Origin of the sequence: Rhizobium sp. Root483D2, assembly GCF_001426685.1 — a bacterium.
GTDB lineage: Bacteria > Pseudomonadota > Alphaproteobacteria > Rhizobiales > Rhizobiaceae > Pararhizobium > Pararhizobium qamdonense.
In genome coordinates this window covers 164,630-183,383 of record NZ_LMFB01000015.1, presented here as the reverse complement: position 1 = coordinate 183,383, position 18,754 = coordinate 164,630, and the positions used below count along the sequence as shown (strand labels likewise).

Here is an 18,754-nt window from a genome sequence, read left to right as displayed (position 1 = left end):
TTTTATCATTTTCAATCGCCGGACAAGATCGGATGCATCGACGAGTTCGGCGAGTGGCAGAGCGGCGGACAAGAGCTTGAAATCGGTGACGGAAAGGCCGTCGAACTCGATGCCGATGCGGCCGTTGGCAAGATGCCTTCCGGCAAGAAGCTCTGAAGCCAGCTGGAAACCCATGCTTGCGTCAAAGGTCTCGGGGCGCTGGAAGCCTGCAGGCCTTGCCTGTCTTTCCCAGGCGGCCTTGATCAGCTCTTCCGGCGGCCGCACGTCCAAGCCCCTTATATCACCGGTTTCCACCCAGATCGGATTGATGCGGATATCGGCGATCGCGCTGGAAGCGCGGAAGGCCGCTTCGAACAGGTCTGTGACGACGGCTGCTTCCTTGAATGCAGGATCGGCGGGGATGATGGCGGCTACGGCACCGGCGCGCCGCCACATGGTTGCGACACCGGCCGGTGCGCCTGTCGCATAGGTAAAACTTTCCGGAGAAAGCAGCAGCAGCGCATCGATCCCGGCTGCCTGCATCAGCTGCGATGCGCGGGTTCTGTCGAGGTGAGCCATGCCGTTTCCTTGTCCTGTCTCTGCCATGCGCGTCATGCCGCCATTCCCGCAGCGCATGAGGCAGTGCCGCATTTTCGTTTGTATCGCTCTGCCCGGCTTGCCATAACGGATAGGAGAAGGAAAGTGACGGGAGGACGCCATGGCTGCAAGACAGGAATTCCAGTGGGACGATGCATTGCTGCTGGAGGATCAACTCTCCGAAGACGAGCGGATGATCCGCGACACGGCCCGTGCCTATGCGCAGGACAAGCTGCAGCCGCGCGTCATCGATGCCTATCGCAACGAGACCACCGACACCTCGATTTTCCGTGAAATGGGCGAACTGGGGCTGCTTGGCGTAACGGTGCCGGATACCTATGGCGGCGTCGGCGCATCCTATGTGGCCTATGGCCTTGTTGCCCGCGAGGTCGAGCGGGTCGATAGCGGCTACCGCTCGATGATGAGCGTGCAATCCTCTCTCGTGATCTACCCCATCCATGCCTATGGCTCGGAAGAGCAGCGCCAGAAATATCTGCCAAAGCTGATCAGCGGCGAATGGATCGGCTGTTTCGGCCTGACCGAGCCAGATGCGGGATCCGATCCCGGCGGCATGAAGACGCGGGCGGTGAAGACCGATGGCGGCTACCGGCTCACGGGCTCGAAAATGTGGATTTCCAATGCGCCGATCGCCGATGTCTTCGTCGTCTGGGCGAAATCCGAGGCGCATGGCAATGCCATTCGCGGCTTCGTCCTGGAAAAGGGAATGCAGGGCCTCTCGGCGCCGAAGATCGGCGGCAAGCTGTCGCTGCGCGCCTCGATCACCGGTGAAATCGTGCTCGACAATGTCGAGGTCGGCGAGGATGCGCTGCTTCCCAATGTCGAGGGTCTCAAGGGGCCATTCGGCTGCCTCAACCGCGCCCGATATGGTATTTCCTGGGGCGTGCTCGGTTCGGCGGAGTTCTGCTGGCATGCGGCCCGCCAATATGGTCTCGACCGCAAGCAGTTCGGCAAGCCCCTGGCGCAGACGCAGCTGTTCCAGAAGAAGCTCGCAGATATGCAGACGGAAATCACGCTGGGCCTGCAGGCATCGTTGCGCGTCGGCCAGCTGATGGATGCGGGGCGCATGGCGCCGGAGATGATCTCGATCGTCAAGCGCAACAATTGCGGCAAGGCGCTGGATATCGCCCGCGCTGCCCGCGATATGCATGGCGGCAACGGCATTTCCGAGGATTACCAAGTAATGCGGCATATGGTGAACCTGGAAACGGTAAACACCTATGAAGGCACCCATGACGTGCACGCCCTGATCCTCGGCCGCGCCCAAACCGGGCTGCAGGCTTTCTTCTGAGCGCCGGCATGGAAACGCCGCTGAAGGGTCTGAAAGTTCTTGAGCTTGCCCGCATCCTGGCAGGACCCTGGATCGGCCAGACGCTGGCCGATCTCGGCGCTGATGTCATCAAGGTGGAAAGCCCGGCCGGCGACGATACCCGCACCTGGGGGCCTCCTTTCATCGAAAGCGAGACCGGCGGCCATCTGGATGCCGCTTATTTCCACGCCTGCAACCGCGGAAAGCGCTCCGTCGTGCTCGATTTCACCACCGAAGAGGGGCAGGAAGCGGTGCGGCGGCTGGCGGCGCAGTCGGATGTGCTGCTTGAAAATTTCAAGGTCGGAGGACTGGCCAAATACGGGCTGGACTATGAGAGCCTGAAGGTGATCAATCCACGGCTGATCTATTGCTCGGTCACCGGCTTCGGCCAGCACGGCCCCTATGCGCATCGCGCCGGCTATGATTACATCATCCAGGGCATGAGCGGCATCATGGACCTGACGGGCGATCCAGACGGCGAACCGCAGAAGATCGGCGTCGCCTTTGCCGATATCTTCACCGGGCTCTACGGCGTCATCGCCATCCAGGCGGCCCTGCATATGCGCGAACGCACCGGCGCCGGTCAGCAGGTCGATATGGCTTTGTTCGATAGCATGACTGGGGTTCTCGCCAATCAGGCGCTGAACTTCCTCGTCTCCGGGCAATCGCCGCGCCGTCTTGGCAATGCGCATCCCAATATTGCGCCCTACCAGGTGTTTCCGGTCTCTGATGGCCATCTGATCGTCGCCGTCGGCAATGACCGGCAGTTTGTCAAGTTCTGCACATTGCTGGGGCTCGATACTCTGGCGACCGATCCGCGCTATCTGAGCAACGCAAGCCGGGTCAAGCACCGGGATACGCTGACGCCGGAGCTGACGGCACGGACTGTGAATTTCGACCGCGATACGCTGCTCTCCATGCTGGAAGCGGCCGGCGTACCTGGCGGGCCGATCAATAGCGTGGCGGATGTGTTCGCAGACCCGCAGATCATTCACCGTGAAATGCGGGTGGATACGCCGCATACGGGCTCGGCCTCCGGTACTGCGCCGGGCGTTCGCTCGCCGCTCATGTTTTCGGACGCGGAACTGGCGCTTGAGCGCGGTGCGCCAAGGCTGGGGGAGCACACGCATGAGGTGCTGGAAGAGATTGGAATGAAGCCGTAGGCATTCAAACAATCATCGTTTCATGCTAGAGCTTCGTCTCCCCCTCATGGAGACAGATTCATGCGCGTGACTGTCGTTTTGGATGACGAAATGTTGGCGAGCGCCCAGTTTTATACGGGCCTGATGACGAAATCAGCTGTCATCCGACACGCTTTGCAAGCGCTCATACAGCGGGAAGCCGGAAGACGGCTGGCAGAGCTTGGGGGCAGCCAGCCTGATTTGCAGAATGTTCCCCGACGGCGCCCGTGGAATGATGACGATTCCGACTAGCCAAGCCGCTGTCAAATATTCCCCATGCAGAGATATTTCATCTCCAGATAATCCTCGGCGCCGTGGCGGGAGCCTTCGCGGCCGATGCCGGATTGTTTGAGGCCGCCGAAGGGGGCTGCTTCCGATGACATGCGGCCGGTATTGATGCCGATCATGCCGTATTCCAGTGCTTCGGCGACGCGCCAGACTTTCTTCAGCTCGGTCGCGTAAAAATAGGCGGCGAGGCCGTAGATCGTGTCATTGGCCTGGAGGATGACATCTTCCATGGTCTCAAAGCGGATGATCGGGGCGACCGGGCCGAACGTTTCGTCGCAGGCGACCAGCATGCCTTTGCCGACATTTGACAAGACAGTCGGCTCGAAGAAAGCGCCGGAGACGCGCTTGCCGCCACAGAGCAGTTTTGCGCCCTTGCCGATTGCGTCGTTGACATGGGTCTCGACCTTCTCGATCGCCCGGCTATCGATCAGCGGGCCGATGGTGACGCCCTTGGAGAAGCCGTCGCCGACTTTGAGCTTTGCCACTTCGGCGGCCAGTTTGCCGGCGAATTCGTCGTGCACCCGGCTTTGCACATAGATGCGGTTGGCCGAGGTGCAGGTCTGGCCGGCATTGCGGAATTTGGCCTGGATGGCGCCATCGACGGCCGCGTCGATATCGGCGTCGTCAAAGACGATAAAGGGTGCGCTGCCGCCGAGTTCGAGGCTGACTTTCTTGATCTGGTCGGAACATTGGCGCATCAGGATGCGGCCGACTTCGGTCGAGCCGGTAAAGCTGATCTTGCGCACCCGCGAATTGGTGCAGAGTTCGCGGCCGATCGCGTCGCCTTCCGAAGCCAGAACGAGGTTGAAGACGCCCTTCGGGAAGCCTGCGCGGATGGCCAGCGCATGCATGGCCAAAGCCACCAGCGGCGTCTGTTCGGCGGGTTTGAGGATGATGGTGCAGCCGACCGCCAGCGCCGGGGCGATTTTTCGCGCAACCATCGAGGCTGGGAAGTTCCAGGGGGTGATCGTGCCGACCACGCCGACCGGCTGCTTGATCACCATCATGCGGCGATCCGTCGAGGGGGCGGGGATGGTCTCCCCGTAGACGCGCTTGGCTTCTTCCGCATACCATTCGATATAGGCGGCGGCATGCTGCACTTCGGAACGGGCTTCGCTGAGCGGCTTTCCCATTTCCGCCGTCAGGATCGCGGCGAGATCGTCGATATGGGCGATGACCAGATCGTGCCAGCGGCGCAGGATCGTGCTGCGATCGCCGGCCGGGCGCTCGGCCCAGGGAAATTGCGCCGCATAGGCGTCATCGATCGCCGCGCGGGTTTCCGTAATCCCCATGTCCGGCAGCGTGGCGAGGAGGGCGCCGTTCGAGGGGTTTTGGACGTCGAAGGTCTTTGCCGAGGGCGCGGCGTTGACCAGGCCGAGCAGATGCGGATCCCTGACATGGGCGATCAAGGTCTCGGTAAAGATCATCGGAGATCCTTTCTGGCGATCCGCACGCGGCGGACATGCGGCATATTGCGTCGCGGGGACAATGCCGATAGCCGATAACAGCAGCCGCGTCCATCGGGCGGCAAGCGTGGCCGCCCGATCGGTTATGTCATGCCAGAGCTGCCTGAAATCAGGCGCGGGCCTGCAGGATCGAGGCTTCCAGAATGTCCATCGCCTCGGAAAAGACGTTGTCCTGGATGGTGATCGGGGCAAGGAAGCGGATGACGTTGCCATGCACGCCGCAGGTCAACAGAATCAGGCCCTTTTCGAGCGCGATCAGGCGGACGCGGTTGGCGAAATCGGCGCTTGGCAGATTGGTCTTCACGTCGTTGAACTCGACCGCATTCATAAAGCCCGGGCCACGGATATCGACGATTTCCGGCACTTGCTCCGCAATGGCGGCGAGGCGCTGCTTGAGGCGGCCGCCGAGCTGTTCGGCGCGTTCGCAGAGCTTCTCATCCTCGATAATGTCGAGGACGGCATGCGCTGCGGCAACGCCCATCGGATTGCCGGCATAGGTGCCGCCGAGACCGCCGGGGCCGGGCGCGTCCATGACCTCGGCGCGGCCGGTAACGGCGGCGATCGGGAAGCCGCCGCCAAGACCCTTGGCCATCGTCACGAGGTCGGCGGCAACGCCATGATGTTCCATGGCAAAAAGCTTGCCGGTACGGGCAAAGCCGGTCTGCACTTCGTCGGCGATCAGAAGGATGCCGTGCTGGTCGCAGATATCGCGGATCGCCTTGATGAAGGAGGTCGGCACCGGATAGAAGCCGCCTTCGCCCTGCACCGGCTCGATGATGATGGCGGCGACCCGGTTCGGATCGACATCGGCGGCAAAGAGGCGCTTCAGGGCCGCCAGCGACTGGTCGGCGGAAACGCCCTGCAGTTCGACCGGGAAGGGCACGTGGAAGACATCGGCCGGCATGGCGCCGAAGCCGACCTTATAGGGCACGACCTTGCCGGTGAGCGCCATGCCCATGAAGGTGCGGCCATGAAAGCCCCCGCCGAAGGCGACAACCGCCTGGCGGCCGGTTGCTGCGCGGGCGATCTTGACGGCATTCTCGACGGCTTCCGCACCCGTGGTGACGAAAATCGTCTTCTTGGCGAAGTCGCCGGGCAGAATGGCATTCAGCCGCTCGGCCAGTTCGACATAGTTTTCGTATGGCACGACCTGATGGCAGGTATGAGTAAAACGGTCGAGCTGCTTCTTGACGGCTTCGATGACGCGCGGATGGCGGTGGCCGGTGTTGACGACGGCGATACCGGCGGCAAAATCGATATAGCGATTGCCTTCCTTGTCCCAGATTTCCGAATTTTCGGCGCGATCCGCATAGATCTGCGTGGTCATGCCCACACCGCGGGAAATGGCTGCGTTCTTGCGATCGGTCAAACTGGTCACGGGTCTCATCCTGATGTTGCTGGGTGTTTTCGGTTGCAGATTTGACGGAAATCCTATATTTTTTCTGTAGGTTTGCAAATCAAATTTTGTGATTTGAGAAGCAGCGCCGGGAATGGATTTCCTGCCGTTAAGACGGCAACGTAGGGTGCCCATCATCGATGCTTGGTATATGAGTGATGCCATGAAGATACGCTACAAGGTCGCTGAAGCCGCACGGCTTGCCGGTGTCTCCGCATCCACCTTACGCCTTTGGGAGACGCAAGGCCTTGTTGTGCCGGACCGGTCCGTTACCGGGCACCGGCAATATAGCGAGGGCGATGTCGCCCAGCTGAAGCGGATCTCGTGGTTTCGCGCCGAGCGCGGGCTCAATCCGGCTGCCATCCGTGAGGCGCTGGAACTGGAAGCGGGCGACCTTGACGACAATGGTCCGGCCTCCGCCGGTGACGTGGTCCCGCAATCGCAGGTCGGGCGCAAGCTGAGAAGTCTGCGCCATGCGGCCGGCAAGACGCTGGAGCAGGTGGCCGGCGATGTCGGTATCGCAGCCTCTGTCCTTTCGACGCTGGAGCGGACCTCGCAAGGGGTTTCGGTCGCCGTGCTGCATCATCTCGCCGAATATTTCGCGACGACCGTTTCCAGCCTTTCCGGGCAGGACGAGCCCGAGGTGCGGGCTCTGGTACGTTCGGGCGAATGGCGGGCCTGGCCGCGCACGACACCGGGTGTGACCGTGCAGCTTTTGGCTGAAGGCCGCAACCAGATGGATTGCCACCGCTTTGTGCTGGAGCCGGGAGCCTCCAGCGAGGGCGCCTACACGCATGAGGGCGAGGAGTTCGTCTATGTGCTGTCGGGGCGGGTGGAGTTCGTGCTTGATTCCGATCAGTTTCATGATCTGAACCCCGGCGATTCCCTTTATTTCAGCAGCCGCCGCCATCATGCCTGGTCGAACCGCCACGATGGCGAGACCGTGCTTTTGTGGATCAACACGCCGCCGACTTTCTAGCGCTTCTGTCCTCGGCGTCCCCAGTGACAATCAAGCGCGTTTATACCGGCTATTGTCTCTATCTATTTCGTTTATAGGCATTTCGGGCTTAGAGTTTGCCTCAAGCACCGGCAAACGGTGCGTCAAAGGGGAACTGACCGTATGAAAAAACAGATGATCGCACTGGCTCTTGCCTGTGCCGCAGCCTTTTCCGTGATGCCAGCCCATGCCGCCGAAAAGCTCAGGATTGGCACGGAGGGCGCTTATCCTCCCTTCAATTTCGTCGATACCGCCGGTAAGATCGGCGGCTTCGATGTGGATATCGGCCTGGCGCTGTGCGCCAAAATGCAGGTCGACTGCGAGGTGGTGGCGCAGGATTGGGATGGTATCATTCCAGGGCTGGTCGCCAAGAAATACGACATGATCATCGCCTCCATGTTCATCACCGACGAGCGCCGCAAACAGGTCGCCTTCAGCGATCCCTATTATCTGGCGGCCATGACGCATGTCGCGGCGAAGGGTGCCGGTATCACCGCATTCACCAATGAGGCGCTGAAAGGCAAGGTCATCGGCGCACAGGCAGGCACGACCCAGGCCGAATATATCGCCGCTGTCTATCCGGATGCGGATATCAAGCTCTACCCGACCCAGGACGAAGCCAATCTCGACATGGCCAATGGCCGCCTCGACATGGAAGTCGGCGACATGCTGCCAATGCTCGACTGGGTCAACAAGAACGATGACGGCAAATGCTGCGAATTGATCGGTGAGCCCATTACCGATCGCAAATTCGTCGGCGACGGCGTCGGCATTGCGCTTCGCCAGGACGACAAGGACCTGCGTGAAAAGCTGAACAAGGCGCTGGCCGAAATTCGCGCCGATGGCACCTACAAGACCATCAACGACAAGTATTTCACCATCGACGTCTATACGATGAAATAGGACCGGCTGAGCCGGAGGCCATTCGCATGATCGCGTTGCGCCATGTGGCGGAACGCGATCATCGGACTTGCCTATTTCGTGACGTCGATGACCACGCGGCCGCGGATTTTTCCGGCAAGGATGTCTTCAGCCAGTTGTGGCAGGTTCGATAGTGGTTCCACCGTGGTCATCGCGGCCAGCCGTTTGCGGTCGAGGCTTTCGGCCAGGATGGCCCAGGCCCGGTCGCGTTCGGCATGCGGGGCGGTGACCGAATTGATGCCGATTAGGGCGACGCCGCGCAGGATATGCGGCATGACGGTTGCCGGAAGGTCGGCGCCACCGGCAAGGCCGCAGGCAGCGACCGCACCGCTCTGGACGGTCTGCGCTAGAACATTGGCAAGCGTGGTGGAACCGACGGAATCGATGGCGCCCGCCCAGCGTTCCCGTTGAAGCGCCGTCCCCTTTGCGGCGAGTTCGGCCCGGTCGACGAAGCCGGTCGCGCCGAGGTCCGACAGATAGTCATGGGTTTCCGGCCGTCCTGTCGATGCGGTGACCTTATAGCCGCGCTCGGCCAAAAGCGTGATGGCCACCGAACCGACGCCGCCGGCAGCGCCGGTCACGAGGATCTCGCGCCTGTCCGTCCGGATCCTGCCCCAAGCTTCAAGAGCATCGATCGCAAGCGCGGCGGTATAGCCGGCGGTGCCGATCGCCATGCTTTCCTCCAGCGTGAAGGCGTCCGGCAGGCGCGTCAACCATTCGGCTTTCACCCGCTGGAAGCGGGTGTAGCCGCCCCATTCGGTTTCCGACATGCCCCAGCCGTTGACGATAATCTTGTCGCCCGGCTTCCAGTCCGGATTGCGGGATTCCACGACAATGCCGGACAGATCGACCCCGGCCACCATCGGCAGGCGGCGGGCGATGCGGCCCTTGCCGGAAACGGCAAGCCCATCCTTGTAATTGAGCGTCGAGAACCGGACCTCGACCAGCACGTCCTGATCGGGAAGATCGGCAAGCGCCAGATCGCGGAAACCGGCCGCTGGTTTGCCGTCGCGCTCGTCGATCACGAGTGCCCTGAAATGTTCCGTCATGGTTTTCTCCCGTCCGTTTTGCCGCAGCATGGCATGGGAAAAAATCAAAAGCCATTTCGACGAAAGGCGCGAGGGGATCGCTGCCATCCACTGAGGGCGGGTGAAACCGGTTTTTGTCTTGCTGCAAAAGACGCCGGGAAATCTGTCGATGGCCCATTTTCCAAGAGGCAAGCAAATCATTGATTCGGCAGGCAATTAGCGGCAAAATCATAATTCAGTATCGCGCGGATTTACTTATCACATGATGTATTTCTCATGGAAGAATCCGGGATATAGATGCCATGCTTGCCGCGCAGGGCAGATTTGCTGTTCGCCCTCTGGCGAAATACATGGGGAAGTGCTATCTCACGCTCGCAACAACCCTATGGAGCTTATCATGTTTTCGCAGCGCAAGCTGTCGAGCCCGTCTGATCGCGGTTTTGTCCAGATGATCTGGAACGCGATCCTTCTCGTTCAGACCCGTGAAACGACCTCTCTGATGACAGGCCGCAACCGCTATTAGGCGGATATGCTGGCCGGACCGGCTGATACGGCCGGAAATGTCACGGAGGCTTTCAGCCCCTTGCCATCCGGCCCTTCGCCTAAGGTGAGATGTCCGCCGAACAGTCCGGCGATTTCTTCGACGATCGGAAGTCCCAATCCCATCCCCGGTGCTTGCCCGCGTCCGCCGCGCGCAAAGCGCTGGCGCACGACCTGCCGGCTGTCCGACGGGATGCCCGGGCCATTGTCTTCCACGTCGAGCCGGACGCCCTCGGGCGCCGTTTCGACCCGGACCGTGACTTCGGCGCCCTTGCCGGCATAGGCGATGGCGTTTTCGATGAGATTGCGCAGGAGTTCGCCAATCAAAAGCGGCTCCGCCCGGATCAGTGCCTTGCCGTCACCCTCAAAGCCGAGATCGATACCGGCCTCGCCAGCACCAGGCACCCGGTCGCCGGTGATGTCCTGTGCCAGCGTCGTCAGATCCATGATCTCAAGCGGCTGCGGCTCGTTCGAGCCGGCGGCGTCGATCTTTGCCATCAGCAGCAATTGCGCCAGAATGCGTTCGGCATGGGCGACGGCTTCGTCGCCTTTCCGCGCTGCAGCCTGCGCCTCTTCCAAGGTCGTTGCGCGGGCAGACAGTGCCAGCTGGGTGCGAATGATTGCCAGCGGCGTGCGCAGCTGGTGGCTGGCATTGCCGGAAAAGTGACGCAGCGCATCCAGCGCCGATTGCAGCCGCACCATGAACGAATTGACCGTTTCGACCAGCCCCTCGACTTCGCTCGGCACCGATTGATCGATCGGATGCAGATCGTCGGGACTACGCTCGGCAATGGCGTCGCCGAGGCGGTAGAGCGGCCGCAGCGAAAAGGTAACGGCGATCCAGACGATGCCGGCTGCCCCAAGGATCATCACCAGCAGCCGGAAGGCCGAACGCAAAAGGATGGCCTGCGTCAGCTGGCGGCGGGCAATCGTGGTTTCCGCGACGGTGACGACGAAGGGCACGGAATTGATGCCCGTCGATGCGGATCGCTCCAGCGCTGCGACCCGGATCGGCTCGCCGCGAAACTGCGCATCGGTATAGACGGCCGACTGGCCTTTGAGATCGGCGATCGAGGGCAGGTTCTGATAGCCGGTGATGAACTGGCCGGGCGGCCCATCGACCCGGTAGAAGACGCGGTCCTGTGCAGCCGACGTCAGCATTTCCAGCGCCACATAGGGGATATCGACCTCAAGCGAGCCGTCTTCGGCCACCACGACCCTTTCGGCAATGGCCAGCGCCGAGCCGGCGAGAACCCGGTCGGAGACGGTATTTGCCGTCTTTACCGCTTCGCGATAGGTGTCGATAAGCGCCAGCGCTCCGATGACGGCGGTGGAGATCAACAGCCAGGCGAGCAGGCCCCGGCGCAGGGAATAGGGACGGCGTGCCATCAGGCTTCCGCCATCTTTTCGAGATAATAGCCGATGCCGCGTGCGGTGCGTACCGTCAGGCCGTGCGGGGCAAGACGCTTGCGCAACCGGCTGACATATTGCTCGATGGCATTGGCGCTGAGATCGTCATCAAAGGCCGTCAGCGACTGGATGATCGCTTCCTTGGCCACCACCTTGCCGGCACGCATGAACAGGATTTCCAGCAGGCCCAGCTCCCGCGCCGGAATATCCACCGTGATGCCATCGGCGGAGAAGGTGCGCGAATTGAGATCGAGCGAGATCTTGCCATAGCTGACCAGCGACGAGCGCAGCCCCGCCTGGCGGCGCAGGAGAACGCGCACGCGGGCTTCGAATTCGCTGATATCGAAGGGCTTGATCATGTAGTCGTCGGCGCCAAGATCGAGCCCCCTGATCTTTTCTTCTTGCGTGCCGCGCGCCGTCAGGATCAGCACCGCCGCCTTGTTCTGGCGCGCCCGCATCGAGCGCAGCACGTCGAGGCCGTCCATCTCCGGCAGGTTGAGATCGAGGATGACGAGATCGAAGGTTTCCGTGGCGGTGACGGCATTGGCGGAGGCGCCGTCGTGCACGACATCGACGGCATAGCCGCTGCCGCGCAGGATCGCGACAAGTCCCTCCGAAAGCGCCGTATTGTCCTCGACCAGTAGTATCCGCAAATGCCCGTTCTCCTGGAAAGGACAGTATTTCATGATCGGTGAAAGGTGAACGGGGTTAAGAGAAGAAAGAGATGCAGAGGGCGGTGGTTTTCGTGCCGGTATTGAGCTTTTTTATTTCACAGGCTGCCCCTCACCCTTGCCCTCTCCCCGCTTGCGGGGGAGAGGGGACGACGGAGTTTGCGGCCTGGTCCTTCTCCCCGTTTACGGGGAGAAGGTGCCCGATAGGGCGGATGAGGGGCGCTGCTTCAGCATCACTTTGCTGTTTCACCCGTACAGCTCCCGTTTGCAATCACGCATTTGCTTGTGAAGGTCCCGTCACTGCGGCAATATCGGTTTATGCGCTTCCTTCCCGTCCTTTGTCTTCTCTGTGGATTTTCAACGCCGGCGGCGGCCCAGCTGACGCTGTTTCCGGCGCGGTCGGGCGATGTGGAGGCTCCGGCCGTTATTGTCTATTCCTCGCTCGACGAACCGCTGGCGCGGCCGATGATCCTCGGCTTCCAGGCAGCCAACCCGGATGTGGCGGTGCGTTACGAGGACATGCTGACCGGCGAGATCTATGACCGGATCGTGCGGGAAACCGATGCCGGAGAAAAGACGGCGGATTTTGCTTTCTCCTCGGCGATGGACCTGCAGGTGAAGCTCAGCAATGACGGCTATGCCCAGCGCAGCGACATGCCGATGAGCGGCCGCTGGCCGGCCTGGGCCAACTGGCGCAACACGGCCTATGCGCTGACCTTCGAGCCGGCCGTCTTCGTCTATCACAAGCCGAGCTTCACCACGGAAAAGCCGCCTTCGACGCGGGCAGAGTTCGTCGATTACCTGAAACGCCAGGGCAGCGCCGTGTTCGGCAAGATCGGCACCTATGACATCGAGCGCTCCGGCGTCGGCTTCCTGTTCATGGCGCGCGATCAGGAGCAGTTCGGCGATATCTGGTCGGTGATCCAGGCCATGGGGGCGGCCGGGGTAAAGCTCTATTCCACGAGCTCGGCCATTCTCGAGCGCGTCTCCGACGGCCGTTTCGTGCTCGGGTATAATATTCTCGGCTCCTATGCGGCCGACTGGGCCTCGCGGCATCCGGATGTTGGCATCGTGCTGCCGCGTGATTATACCGTCGTCATGTCGCGCATCGGGCTGGTGCCGCAGGCGGCGGCAACGCCGGATCTCGGGCGGCGCTACCTGGAATTCTTCATGTCGCAGGAAGGCCAGACGATCATGGCGCGCGAATTGCAGATCCCCGCCGTCAGCCCGGACGTGGCAGGAGCCAATACCGCCAATACGATGCGCGAAATGCTGGGCGGCCAGTTGAAGCCGGTTCCCGTCAGCCTCGGCCTGATGGTCTATCTTGATCAGGTGAAGCGGGCGCGGCTGATCGCCCATTGGAACGAAGTTTTGCGGCTGCAGTAGACGAAGACCAAAAATTAAGGGACATTAATGCGGCAAGTCCCGCCCGATGTCAGGTAAATGTCAGCTTCATATGGTGGCTTGCGGTTCTTCATTATCCGTGGAGGCGGATGATCGAGGCGTATGGGAGGAGTTTCACCAGACCCGGCGTTAAGGCGAGCCTCAATGGCAGCCGTAGCTGATTCGACGTGAGCCATTCCCCGTCCGCAAAGATGAACAATGTGCGCGCCCAACACGCGAGTGCGCTTGACGGAGGACTACCCTTTGAAACAGTTTTTTCTGGCTTCCATTCTCGCTGGCGCTCTCGCCCTGCCGGCTGTTGCCGCTGACTACACCATCATCGCACCGGCCAATCCGGGCGGCGGCTGGGACCAGACGGCCCGCTCGATCCAGTCGGTGATGCAACAGGAAGGCATTTCCGGCAACGTTCAGGTCCAGAACGTACCGGGCGCCGGCGGCACGATCGGCCTTGCACAGTTCGCCAGCCAGTCGGCCGGCAATGCCAATGCCCTGATCGTCGGCGGTTACGTCATGGTCGGCGCGATCCTCACCAACAAGTCGCCGGTCTCGCTCAACGACGTGACGCCGATCGCGCGCCTCACCGGCGAATATGAAGCCATCGTCGTTCCGGCGGATTCGCCGCTGAAGTCGATGGGTGATCTCGTCGAAGCGCTGAAGAAAGATCCGGGCGCGGTATCCTGGGGCGGCGGTTCGGCTGGCGGTACCGACCATATCGCTGTCGGCCTGATTGCCAAGGCGGCCGGTGTTGACCCGACCAAGATCAACTACATCGCGTTTTCCGGCGGCGGCGAAGCGCTTGCCGCCATTCTCGGCAGCCAGGTCACGGCCGGCATTTCCGGTTACGGCGAGTTCGAATCGCAGATCAAGGCCGGCACGCTTCGCCTGCTCGCCATGTCGAGCCCGGAGCGTCTGCCCGGCATCGACGCCCCGACCATCAAGGAAGGCGGCCTCGACGTCGTGGTAGAAAACTGGCGCATGGTTGCGGCCGCTCCTGGCCTGACCGATGAGCAGAAGGCTGCGGTTTCCGCCGATATCGAAAAGCTCGCCAAGTCGGCCGGCTGGCAGGAAACCTTGAAGACCAAGGGCTGGACCGATACCTATCTGGCCGGTGACGCGTTCAAGGCACAGCTCGCCAAGGACGTCTCTGCAACCGAAACTGTCCTCAAGGACATTGGTCTGGTTCAATGAGCAAGGGTAACACCCCTTCGACGCAGACACGCCGCCCTGACAGGGCGGCGCTTGTCATCGCCGTCTTTCTGGCCGCGCTTGCGGGGCTGATCTTCTGGGATACGTCCCGGCTTGCCAAGATCACCAGCTATTCCGGGATCGGGCCTGCCACCATCCCCTTCGTGATTGCCAGCGTGCTGCTGCTCCTGGCTGCATGGACGGTATTCGAGGCCCTGCGCGGTGAATTTCCGGCACGCGAGCGCCAGGAATTCGGCCCCGTGATCTGGATCGTCGGCGGTCTCGCCGCACAGATGCTGACGCTGAAGCCCTTGGGTTTCTCCATCGCGACCGGCCTCCTGTTTGCTGCGACAGCGGCCGGTTTCGGCAAGCGGACGCTCTGGTTCACGATCCCGATCGGCATCGTGCTCTGTCTCGGCGTCTGGCTGGTCTTTGCCGGGTTGCTGCAGCTTTCGTTGCCCGCCGGTCCGCTCGAACACCTGTTTTGGTAAGGCGCTGACATGACCACATTCGATTTTCTCATGCAGGGCATGCTTGTCGCCGCCCAGCCGATGAATCTGTTCTATGCTCTGATCGGCGTGACGCTCGGCACAGCCGTCGGCGTTTTGCCGGGCATCGGCCCGGCGCTGACCGTGGCACTGCTGTTGCCGGTAACCTACCGGCTGGACCCGGGCGGTTCGCTGATCATGTTTGCCGGCATCTATTATGGCGGCATGTATGGCGGCTCGACGACCTCGATCCTGCTCAACACACCCGGCGAAAGCGCCTCGATCGTGACGGCGCTCGAAGGCAACAAGATGGCCCGCAAGGGACGCGGCGGTCCGGCGCTGGCAACGGCTGCTATCGGCTCATTCGTCGCCGGCCTCATCGCGACGCTCGGGCTGGCCTTCATCGCGCCTTTCGTCGTCAAGCTGGCGCTGGTCTTTGGCCCGCGCGAATATTTCGCGCTGATGGTGCTCGCCTTCGTCACCGTGTCGTCCGCTTTCGGCGATTCGACGCTGCGCGGGCTCACCTCGCTGTTCATCGGCTTTGCGCTTGCCATTATCGGCATCGATCAGCTGACCGGCCAGGCCCGCATGAGCTTCGGTATTCCCGATCTTCTTGACGGGATTGAAGTGACGACACTGGCGGTCGCGATGTTTGCCATTGGTGAATCGCTCTATATCGCTGCCCAGGGTTCGCAGGGTCCGGACAAGATCGAGGCGGTCAAGGGTTCCGTCTGGATGACCGGGCAGGACTGGGCGCGCTCGTGGAAAGCCTGGCTGCGCGGAACCGCCATCGGTTTCCCGATCGGCGCCATGCCGGCCGGCGGTGCCGAAATCGGCACGTTCCTCTCCTATGCGGCCGAAAAGCGGCTGTCGAAGCATCCGGAAGAATTCGGCCACGGCGCCATCGAAGGCGTCGCCGGTCCGGAAGCGGCCAACAACGCTTCGGCTGCGGGAACGCTGGTGCCTTTGCTGACGCTCGGCCTGCCGACCACCGCGACGGCGGCGATCATGCTGGCCGGCTTCCAGCAATACGGCCTGCAACCGGGTCCGCTGCTGTTTGCCACCAATCCGCAGCTCGTCTGGGGCCTGATCGCCTCGCTGCTCATTGCCAACTTCATGCTTCTGGTTTTGAACCTGCCGCTGGTTGGCCTGTGGGTGAAGCTTTTGACGATCCCGAAGCCCTGGCTCTATGCGGGTATCCTGTTGTTTGCCACGCTCGGCACGATCGGCGCCAATCCGTCGGTCTTCGAACTCGGCATGCTTCTGGCGTTCGGTGTGCTCGGCTATGGCATGCGCATCTTCGGTTACCCGATCGCGCCTGTCGTCGTCGGCCTGATCCTCGGCCCCTTGGCCGAGCAGCAGCTGCGCCGTGCGCTTGCGATCAGCCAGGGTGATGTGACGGTGCTGTTCACCTCCCCGGTCGCGGCCGTGCTGCTCGTCATTGCCGCCGCTGCCCTGATCGTGCCGCTGATCCTACGGGCGCGCGGGCGTGGCCAAGTGCTCTCGCAGCTTGCCGCAAACGAAGATTAACGGTTCCTCCCAAGACCGTTGCAGGAGAAGGCCCGGTTGACCGATGTTAACCGGGCCTTCTCTATTTGCATGGCTGGGGTGAATTCCTGTGCATTGTAAACAAGGGTTGCAGACCGCATATTCATCTCGTCAACAAGACACAACAACTTAGGAAAGTGAGTTAAAGAGATGAGTGCCCCTAAATCTGCCCGAGGCTTTTTCGGTAATGCCATGGCCATCTTTGGCGCGGCCACGGCCGCTGCCGCAGCAGTAGAGGGCAACCGCCGTCCGCTGGACCGCGACCTCTATACACTCGGCATCAACCCGGCGAACTTCCATTCCGTCAAGCGCGGCTAATGTAATCGCTGCCATGCAATGAGAAAAGCCCGCCAGGAAACTGGTGGGCTTTTTGCGTTTTAGGCCGTCCTTCGCGCATGCCGATCTGCCGGAGGCAGGCCAAATCAAAGTCAGGCTGATGTCTGGATATGAAAAATGCCGCCCGCTTTTGACGGACGGCATTTCTTCTTGTGCAGGGTGGCCGGTTTGGTTAGTGCGCGCTGGCCAACTGTTCGCGGCGGTTGTGCTTGATCGACGACCAGAGCGAGATGCCGATGAGCGTTGCACCGCCAAGACCGGTGATGACTTCCGGAATATGGAAGAGCGTCTGGACATACATGATCACCGACAGGATCAGGATCGCGTAGAAAGCGCCGTGTTCCAGGTAGCGGTATTCGGCAAGCGTGCCTTTTTCCACCAGCATGATCGTCATCGAGCGCACATACATGGCGCCGATGCCAAGGCCGATGGCGATGATGAAGAGGTTCTGCGTCATGGCGAAGGCACCGATAACACCGTCGAAGGAGAAGCTCGCATCCAGCACTTCAAGATAGATGAAGGCACCGAGACCGCCCTTTGCCGCTGCATTCATTGTCTGCTGCGATGCATCGAGCAAGCCGCCGATGACTTCCACTGCCAGGAAGGTCAACAGGCCGTAGATGGCGCAATAGATGAACGTGGTGGCCTCTTCGCCTTCCAGCAGCGAGGAGAAGCACAGGATCACGGTCAGCACGAAGGCGATTTCGACGCCCTTGATCGAGGCGAACCGCGACATGTTGCGTTCCAGGACCTGGATCCAGTGCACATCCTTCTCATGGTCGAAGAAGAATTTCAGGCCGACCATCATCAGGAAGGTACCGCCGAAAGCGGCGATCGGCAGATGCGCCTCGTTCATGATGCGGGCATATTCTTCCGGGCGTGCGGCGGCCAGCACCAGCGCCTCGATCGGCCCGATCTGGGCAGCGATGACGACGATCAGCAGCGGGAAGACGATCCGCATGCCGAAAACGGCAATGAGGATACCCCAGGTGAGGAACCGCTGTTGCCAGACCGGTGTCATTTCCTTGAGCTTGTTGGCATTGACGATGGCGTTATCGAAGGAAAGCGAGATTTCCAGCACGGCAAGCACCGTACAAATGAAGAAGACCGTGGCCATGCCGCCGATCGTGCCCGTGGTCGTCCAGCCGAGCCAGGCGCCGAGCGCAAGACCAACGGCGGTAACGATGAAGGACCATTTGAAATAGCCGAGAGTGGATGTCTGGGGAGCGGTTGTCATGGCCGCACCTCCGCACCGATGAGGCTGAACGCTGAATAGCGGGAGACATCCCGCATGCCCTGAATGGCATGCGAGGAACGCATGAGAAGGAGTGTCATTTGCTTACAATCCGCCGGCTTATTTGCGGGGTAATACCGACATCACGAGAGCGCCGTAAATTCTCGCCAGAGGGGCCCGGTATCAGGTTTGCTCAGCAGGCGTGTTGTAATGCCCTGCACTGCTGAGTCCATGGTTACATAGCAACCCTTTTGGCAACGTCAAGGGAGGAGGCGGCAAAGTGCCTCACCTTTTACGGTAAGTTCGAGATATGTTCGCTGTGTGCGCGCATCGCGTCGGGTGATTGCGAGGGGCGCATCGGGCCCGGTGAGCTGGTTGATTTCGCGCAGGACCAGGGCGTGGGCGATGCCGAACAGTTTTGCGAACGTGCGGCTATCGGCAGCGATCTCTTGATAGACTGCAGCGACGATACCCGCCGCCAGCGGCGAAAGTGCCGGGTCGAGTGTCCGTAGAGCATCGGCATAGGCGAGGAAGCCAGCCTCGGAAAAATCCTCCGGCATCACGCGGCTTCTGCTGATGTATCCCTTGTGCGGAAGGATACGAGGACAGATTTCGATGTCGGCGTATCGCTTTCATCTCCGGCACTCGAAAGCGGTACCAGGACGTTCAGTTCCGGATAATAGCCAGCAACGCAGCCGCGCGGAATGTCATAAGGCACCAGGCGGAAATCGCTGGCGGTGCGCAAGATACCGTCATCA

The 18,754-nt window shown here is 61.3% G+C and carries 19 protein-coding genes and 1 pseudogene; 11 read left to right on the top strand and 9 right to left on the bottom strand.

Features of this window, described 5'->3' with window-relative positions:
* Nucleotides 1-558, bottom strand: a 558-nt coding sequence (locus tag ASD32_RS30255; RefSeq protein WP_200953597.1) for an aminopeptidase P family N-terminal domain-containing protein, incomplete at its 3' end; no start/stop codon positions are given.
* Nucleotides 559-697: 139 nt separating this feature from the next.
* Between ASD32_RS30255 and ASD32_RS13695 the strand changes: the two genes are divergently transcribed.
* The 3 genes from ASD32_RS13695 to ASD32_RS13685 are packed head-to-tail and all read left to right on the top strand — an operon-like array spanning nt 698 to nt 3,336.
* Nucleotides 698-1,885 carry an acyl-CoA dehydrogenase gene (locus ASD32_RS13695; protein ID WP_060638575.1) on the top strand — a complete coding sequence of 396 codons (1,188 nt, stop codon included), beginning with the start codon at nt 698-700 and terminating at the stop codon, nt 1,883-1,885.
* Between the two features lie 8 nt (nt 1,886-1,893).
* Nucleotides 1,894-3,066 (top strand): CaiB/BaiF CoA-transferase family protein, encoded by a 1,173-nt coding sequence (locus ASD32_RS13690; protein ID WP_060638574.1) that lies wholly within the window; start codon nt 1,894-1,896, stop codon nt 3,064-3,066.
* Between the two features lie 60 nt (nt 3,067-3,126).
* Entirely contained in the window at nt 3,127-3,336 is a 210-nt protein-coding gene (locus tag ASD32_RS13685) for a type II toxin-antitoxin system VapB family antitoxin (RefSeq protein ID WP_060638573.1), read from the top strand.
* Between the two features lie 11 nt (nt 3,337-3,347).
* Here ASD32_RS13685 and ASD32_RS13680 read toward each other — a convergent pair whose 3' ends face one another.
* Nucleotides 3,348-4,799 (bottom strand): NAD-dependent succinate-semialdehyde dehydrogenase, encoded by a 1,452-nt coding sequence (locus ASD32_RS13680; protein ID WP_060638572.1) that lies wholly within the window; start codon nt 4,797-4,799, stop codon nt 3,348-3,350.
* 148 nt (nt 4,800-4,947) lie between these two features.
* Complete coding sequence (locus tag ASD32_RS13675) at nt 4,948-6,216, bottom strand: 4-aminobutyrate--2-oxoglutarate transaminase (protein ID WP_156383175.1); 1,269 nt, start codon at nt 6,214-6,216, stop codon at nt 4,948-4,950.
* A gap of 169 nt (nt 6,217-6,385) precedes the next feature.
* Between ASD32_RS13675 and ASD32_RS13670 the strand changes: the two genes are divergently transcribed.
* Both ASD32_RS13670 and ASD32_RS13665 read left to right on the top strand, forming a co-directional pair.
* On the top strand, nt 6,386-7,213 hold the full coding sequence (locus ASD32_RS13670) for a MerR family transcriptional regulator (protein WP_060638663.1): 828 nt from the start codon (nt 6,386-6,388) through the stop codon (nt 7,211-7,213).
* Between the two features lie 141 nt (nt 7,214-7,354).
* Nucleotides 7,355-8,134, top strand: a complete 780-nt coding sequence (locus ASD32_RS13665; RefSeq protein WP_060638570.1) for an ABC transporter substrate-binding protein — start codon at nt 7,355-7,357, stop codon at nt 8,132-8,134.
* 71 nt (nt 8,135-8,205) lie between these two features.
* On the opposite strand, the gene ASD32_RS13660 is transcribed toward ASD32_RS13665, so the two are convergent.
* Nucleotides 8,206-9,201 (bottom strand): MDR family oxidoreductase, encoded by a 996-nt coding sequence (locus ASD32_RS13660; protein ID WP_060638569.1) that lies wholly within the window; start codon nt 9,199-9,201, stop codon nt 8,206-8,208.
* 376 nt (nt 9,202-9,577) lie between these two features.
* On the opposite strand from ASD32_RS13660, the gene ASD32_RS30945 reads away from it, so the two are divergent.
* On the top strand, nt 9,578-9,703 hold the full coding sequence (locus tag ASD32_RS30945) for a hypothetical protein (RefSeq protein ID WP_276119742.1): 126 nt from the start codon (nt 9,578-9,580) through the stop codon (nt 9,701-9,703).
* Here the strand turns inward: ASD32_RS30945 and ASD32_RS13655 are convergent.
* Entirely contained in the window at nt 9,700-11,109 is a 1,410-nt protein-coding gene (locus ASD32_RS13655) for a sensor histidine kinase (RefSeq protein WP_060638568.1), read from the bottom strand. The two genes, ASD32_RS30945 and ASD32_RS13655, sit on opposite strands and share 4 nt — an antisense overlap.
* Nucleotides 11,109-11,783, bottom strand: coding sequence for a response regulator (locus ASD32_RS13650; RefSeq protein ID WP_060638567.1), 675 nt, complete (start codon nt 11,781-11,783; stop codon nt 11,109-11,111). Before ASD32_RS13650 ends, ASD32_RS13655 begins: the two co-directional genes overlap by 1 nt.
* Before the next feature lie 336 nt (nt 11,784-12,119).
* Here ASD32_RS13650 and ASD32_RS13645 point away from each other — a divergent pair, with 336 nt between their 5' ends.
* The 5 genes from ASD32_RS13645 to ASD32_RS30940 all read left to right on the top strand — a co-directional run bounded on the left by ASD32_RS13645 (nt 12,120) and on the right by ASD32_RS30940 (nt 16,744).
* Nucleotides 12,120-13,187: an ABC transporter substrate-binding protein gene (locus ASD32_RS13645; protein WP_060638566.1), complete on the top strand. Its 1,068-nt coding sequence runs from the start codon at nt 12,120-12,122 to the stop codon at nt 13,185-13,187.
* Nucleotides 13,188-13,448: 261 nt separating this feature from the next.
* A complete protein-coding gene (locus ASD32_RS13640) occupies nt 13,449-14,393 on the top strand; it encodes a tripartite tricarboxylate transporter substrate binding protein (RefSeq protein WP_060638565.1) in 945 nt (314 codons plus the stop codon).
* Entirely contained in the window at nt 14,390-14,881 is a 492-nt protein-coding gene (locus ASD32_RS13635; protein ID WP_060638564.1) for a tripartite tricarboxylate transporter TctB family protein, read from the top strand. The genes ASD32_RS13640 and ASD32_RS13635 overlap by 4 nt, the downstream gene beginning before the upstream one ends.
* Nucleotides 14,882-14,890: 9 nt before the next feature.
* Entirely contained in the window at nt 14,891-16,408 is a 1,518-nt protein-coding gene (locus ASD32_RS13630) for a tripartite tricarboxylate transporter permease (RefSeq protein ID WP_060638563.1), read from the top strand.
* A 210-nt stretch (nt 16,409-16,618) separates the two neighbouring features.
* On the top strand, nt 16,619-16,744 hold the full coding sequence (locus tag ASD32_RS30940; protein WP_276121133.1) for a hypothetical protein: 126 nt from the start codon (nt 16,619-16,621) through the stop codon (nt 16,742-16,744).
* Nucleotides 16,745-16,934: 190 nt separating this feature from the next.
* Here ASD32_RS30940 and ASD32_RS13625 read toward each other — a convergent pair whose 3' ends face one another.
* The 3 genes and pseudogenes from ASD32_RS13625 to ASD32_RS30675 all read right to left on the bottom strand — a co-directional run.
* On the bottom strand, nt 16,935-17,999 hold the full coding sequence (locus tag ASD32_RS13625; protein WP_060638562.1) for a DUF475 domain-containing protein: 1,065 nt from the start codon (nt 17,997-17,999) through the stop codon (nt 16,935-16,937).
* 257 nt (nt 18,000-18,256) lie between these two features.
* A complete protein-coding gene (locus ASD32_RS13620) occupies nt 18,257-18,559 on the bottom strand; it encodes a hypothetical protein (RefSeq protein ID WP_060638561.1) in 303 nt (100 codons plus the stop codon).
* A pseudogene (locus ASD32_RS30675) lies at nt 18,556-18,754 on the bottom strand (hypothetical protein); the annotation flags it as partial. The gene ASD32_RS13620 and the pseudogene ASD32_RS30675, both read right to left, overlap by 4 nt.

What these genes read in the sequence shown, in the direction of transcription:
- ASD32_RS13695 (WP_060638575.1), top strand. Translation starts at nt 698, where the DNA reads ATGGCTGCAAGACAGGAATTCCAGTGGGACGATGCATTGCTGCTGGAG.
- ASD32_RS13690 (WP_060638574.1), top strand. Translation starts at nt 1,894, where the DNA reads ATGGAAACGCCGCTGAAGGGTCTGAAAGTTCTTGAGCTTGCCCGCATC.
- ASD32_RS13685 (WP_060638573.1), top strand. Translation starts at nt 3,127, where the DNA reads ATGCGCGTGACTGTCGTTTTGGATGACGAAATGTTGGCGAGCGCCCAG.
- ASD32_RS13680 (WP_060638572.1), bottom strand. Translation starts at nt 4,799, where the DNA reads ATGATCTTTACCGAGACCTTGATCGCCCATGTCAGGGATCCGCATCTG.
- ASD32_RS13670 (WP_060638663.1), top strand. Translation starts at nt 6,386, where the DNA reads ATGAGTGATGCCATGAAGATACGCTACAAGGTCGCTGAAGCCGCACGG.
- ASD32_RS13665 (WP_060638570.1), top strand. Translation starts at nt 7,355, where the DNA reads ATGAAAAAACAGATGATCGCACTGGCTCTTGCCTGTGCCGCAGCCTTT.
- ASD32_RS13660 (WP_060638569.1), bottom strand. Translation starts at nt 9,201, where the DNA reads ATGACGGAACATTTCAGGGCACTCGTGATCGACGAGCGCGACGGCAAA.
- ASD32_RS30945 (WP_276119742.1), top strand. Translation starts at nt 9,578, where the DNA reads ATGTTTTCGCAGCGCAAGCTGTCGAGCCCGTCTGATCGCGGTTTTGTC.
- ASD32_RS13655 (WP_060638568.1), bottom strand. Translation starts at nt 11,109, where the DNA reads ATGGCACGCCGTCCCTATTCCCTGCGCCGGGGCCTGCTCGCCTGGCTG.
- ASD32_RS13645 (WP_060638566.1), top strand. Translation starts at nt 12,120, where the DNA reads ATGCGCTTCCTTCCCGTCCTTTGTCTTCTCTGTGGATTTTCAACGCCG.
- ASD32_RS13635 (WP_060638564.1), top strand. Translation starts at nt 14,390, where the DNA reads ATGAGCAAGGGTAACACCCCTTCGACGCAGACACGCCGCCCTGACAGG.
- ASD32_RS13630 (WP_060638563.1), top strand. Translation starts at nt 14,891, where the DNA reads ATGACCACATTCGATTTTCTCATGCAGGGCATGCTTGTCGCCGCCCAG.
- ASD32_RS30940 (WP_276121133.1), top strand. Translation starts at nt 16,619, where the DNA reads ATGGCCATCTTTGGCGCGGCCACGGCCGCTGCCGCAGCAGTAGAGGGC.
- ASD32_RS13625 (WP_060638562.1), bottom strand. Translation starts at nt 17,999, where the DNA reads ATGACAACCGCTCCCCAGACATCCACTCTCGGCTATTTCAAATGGTCC.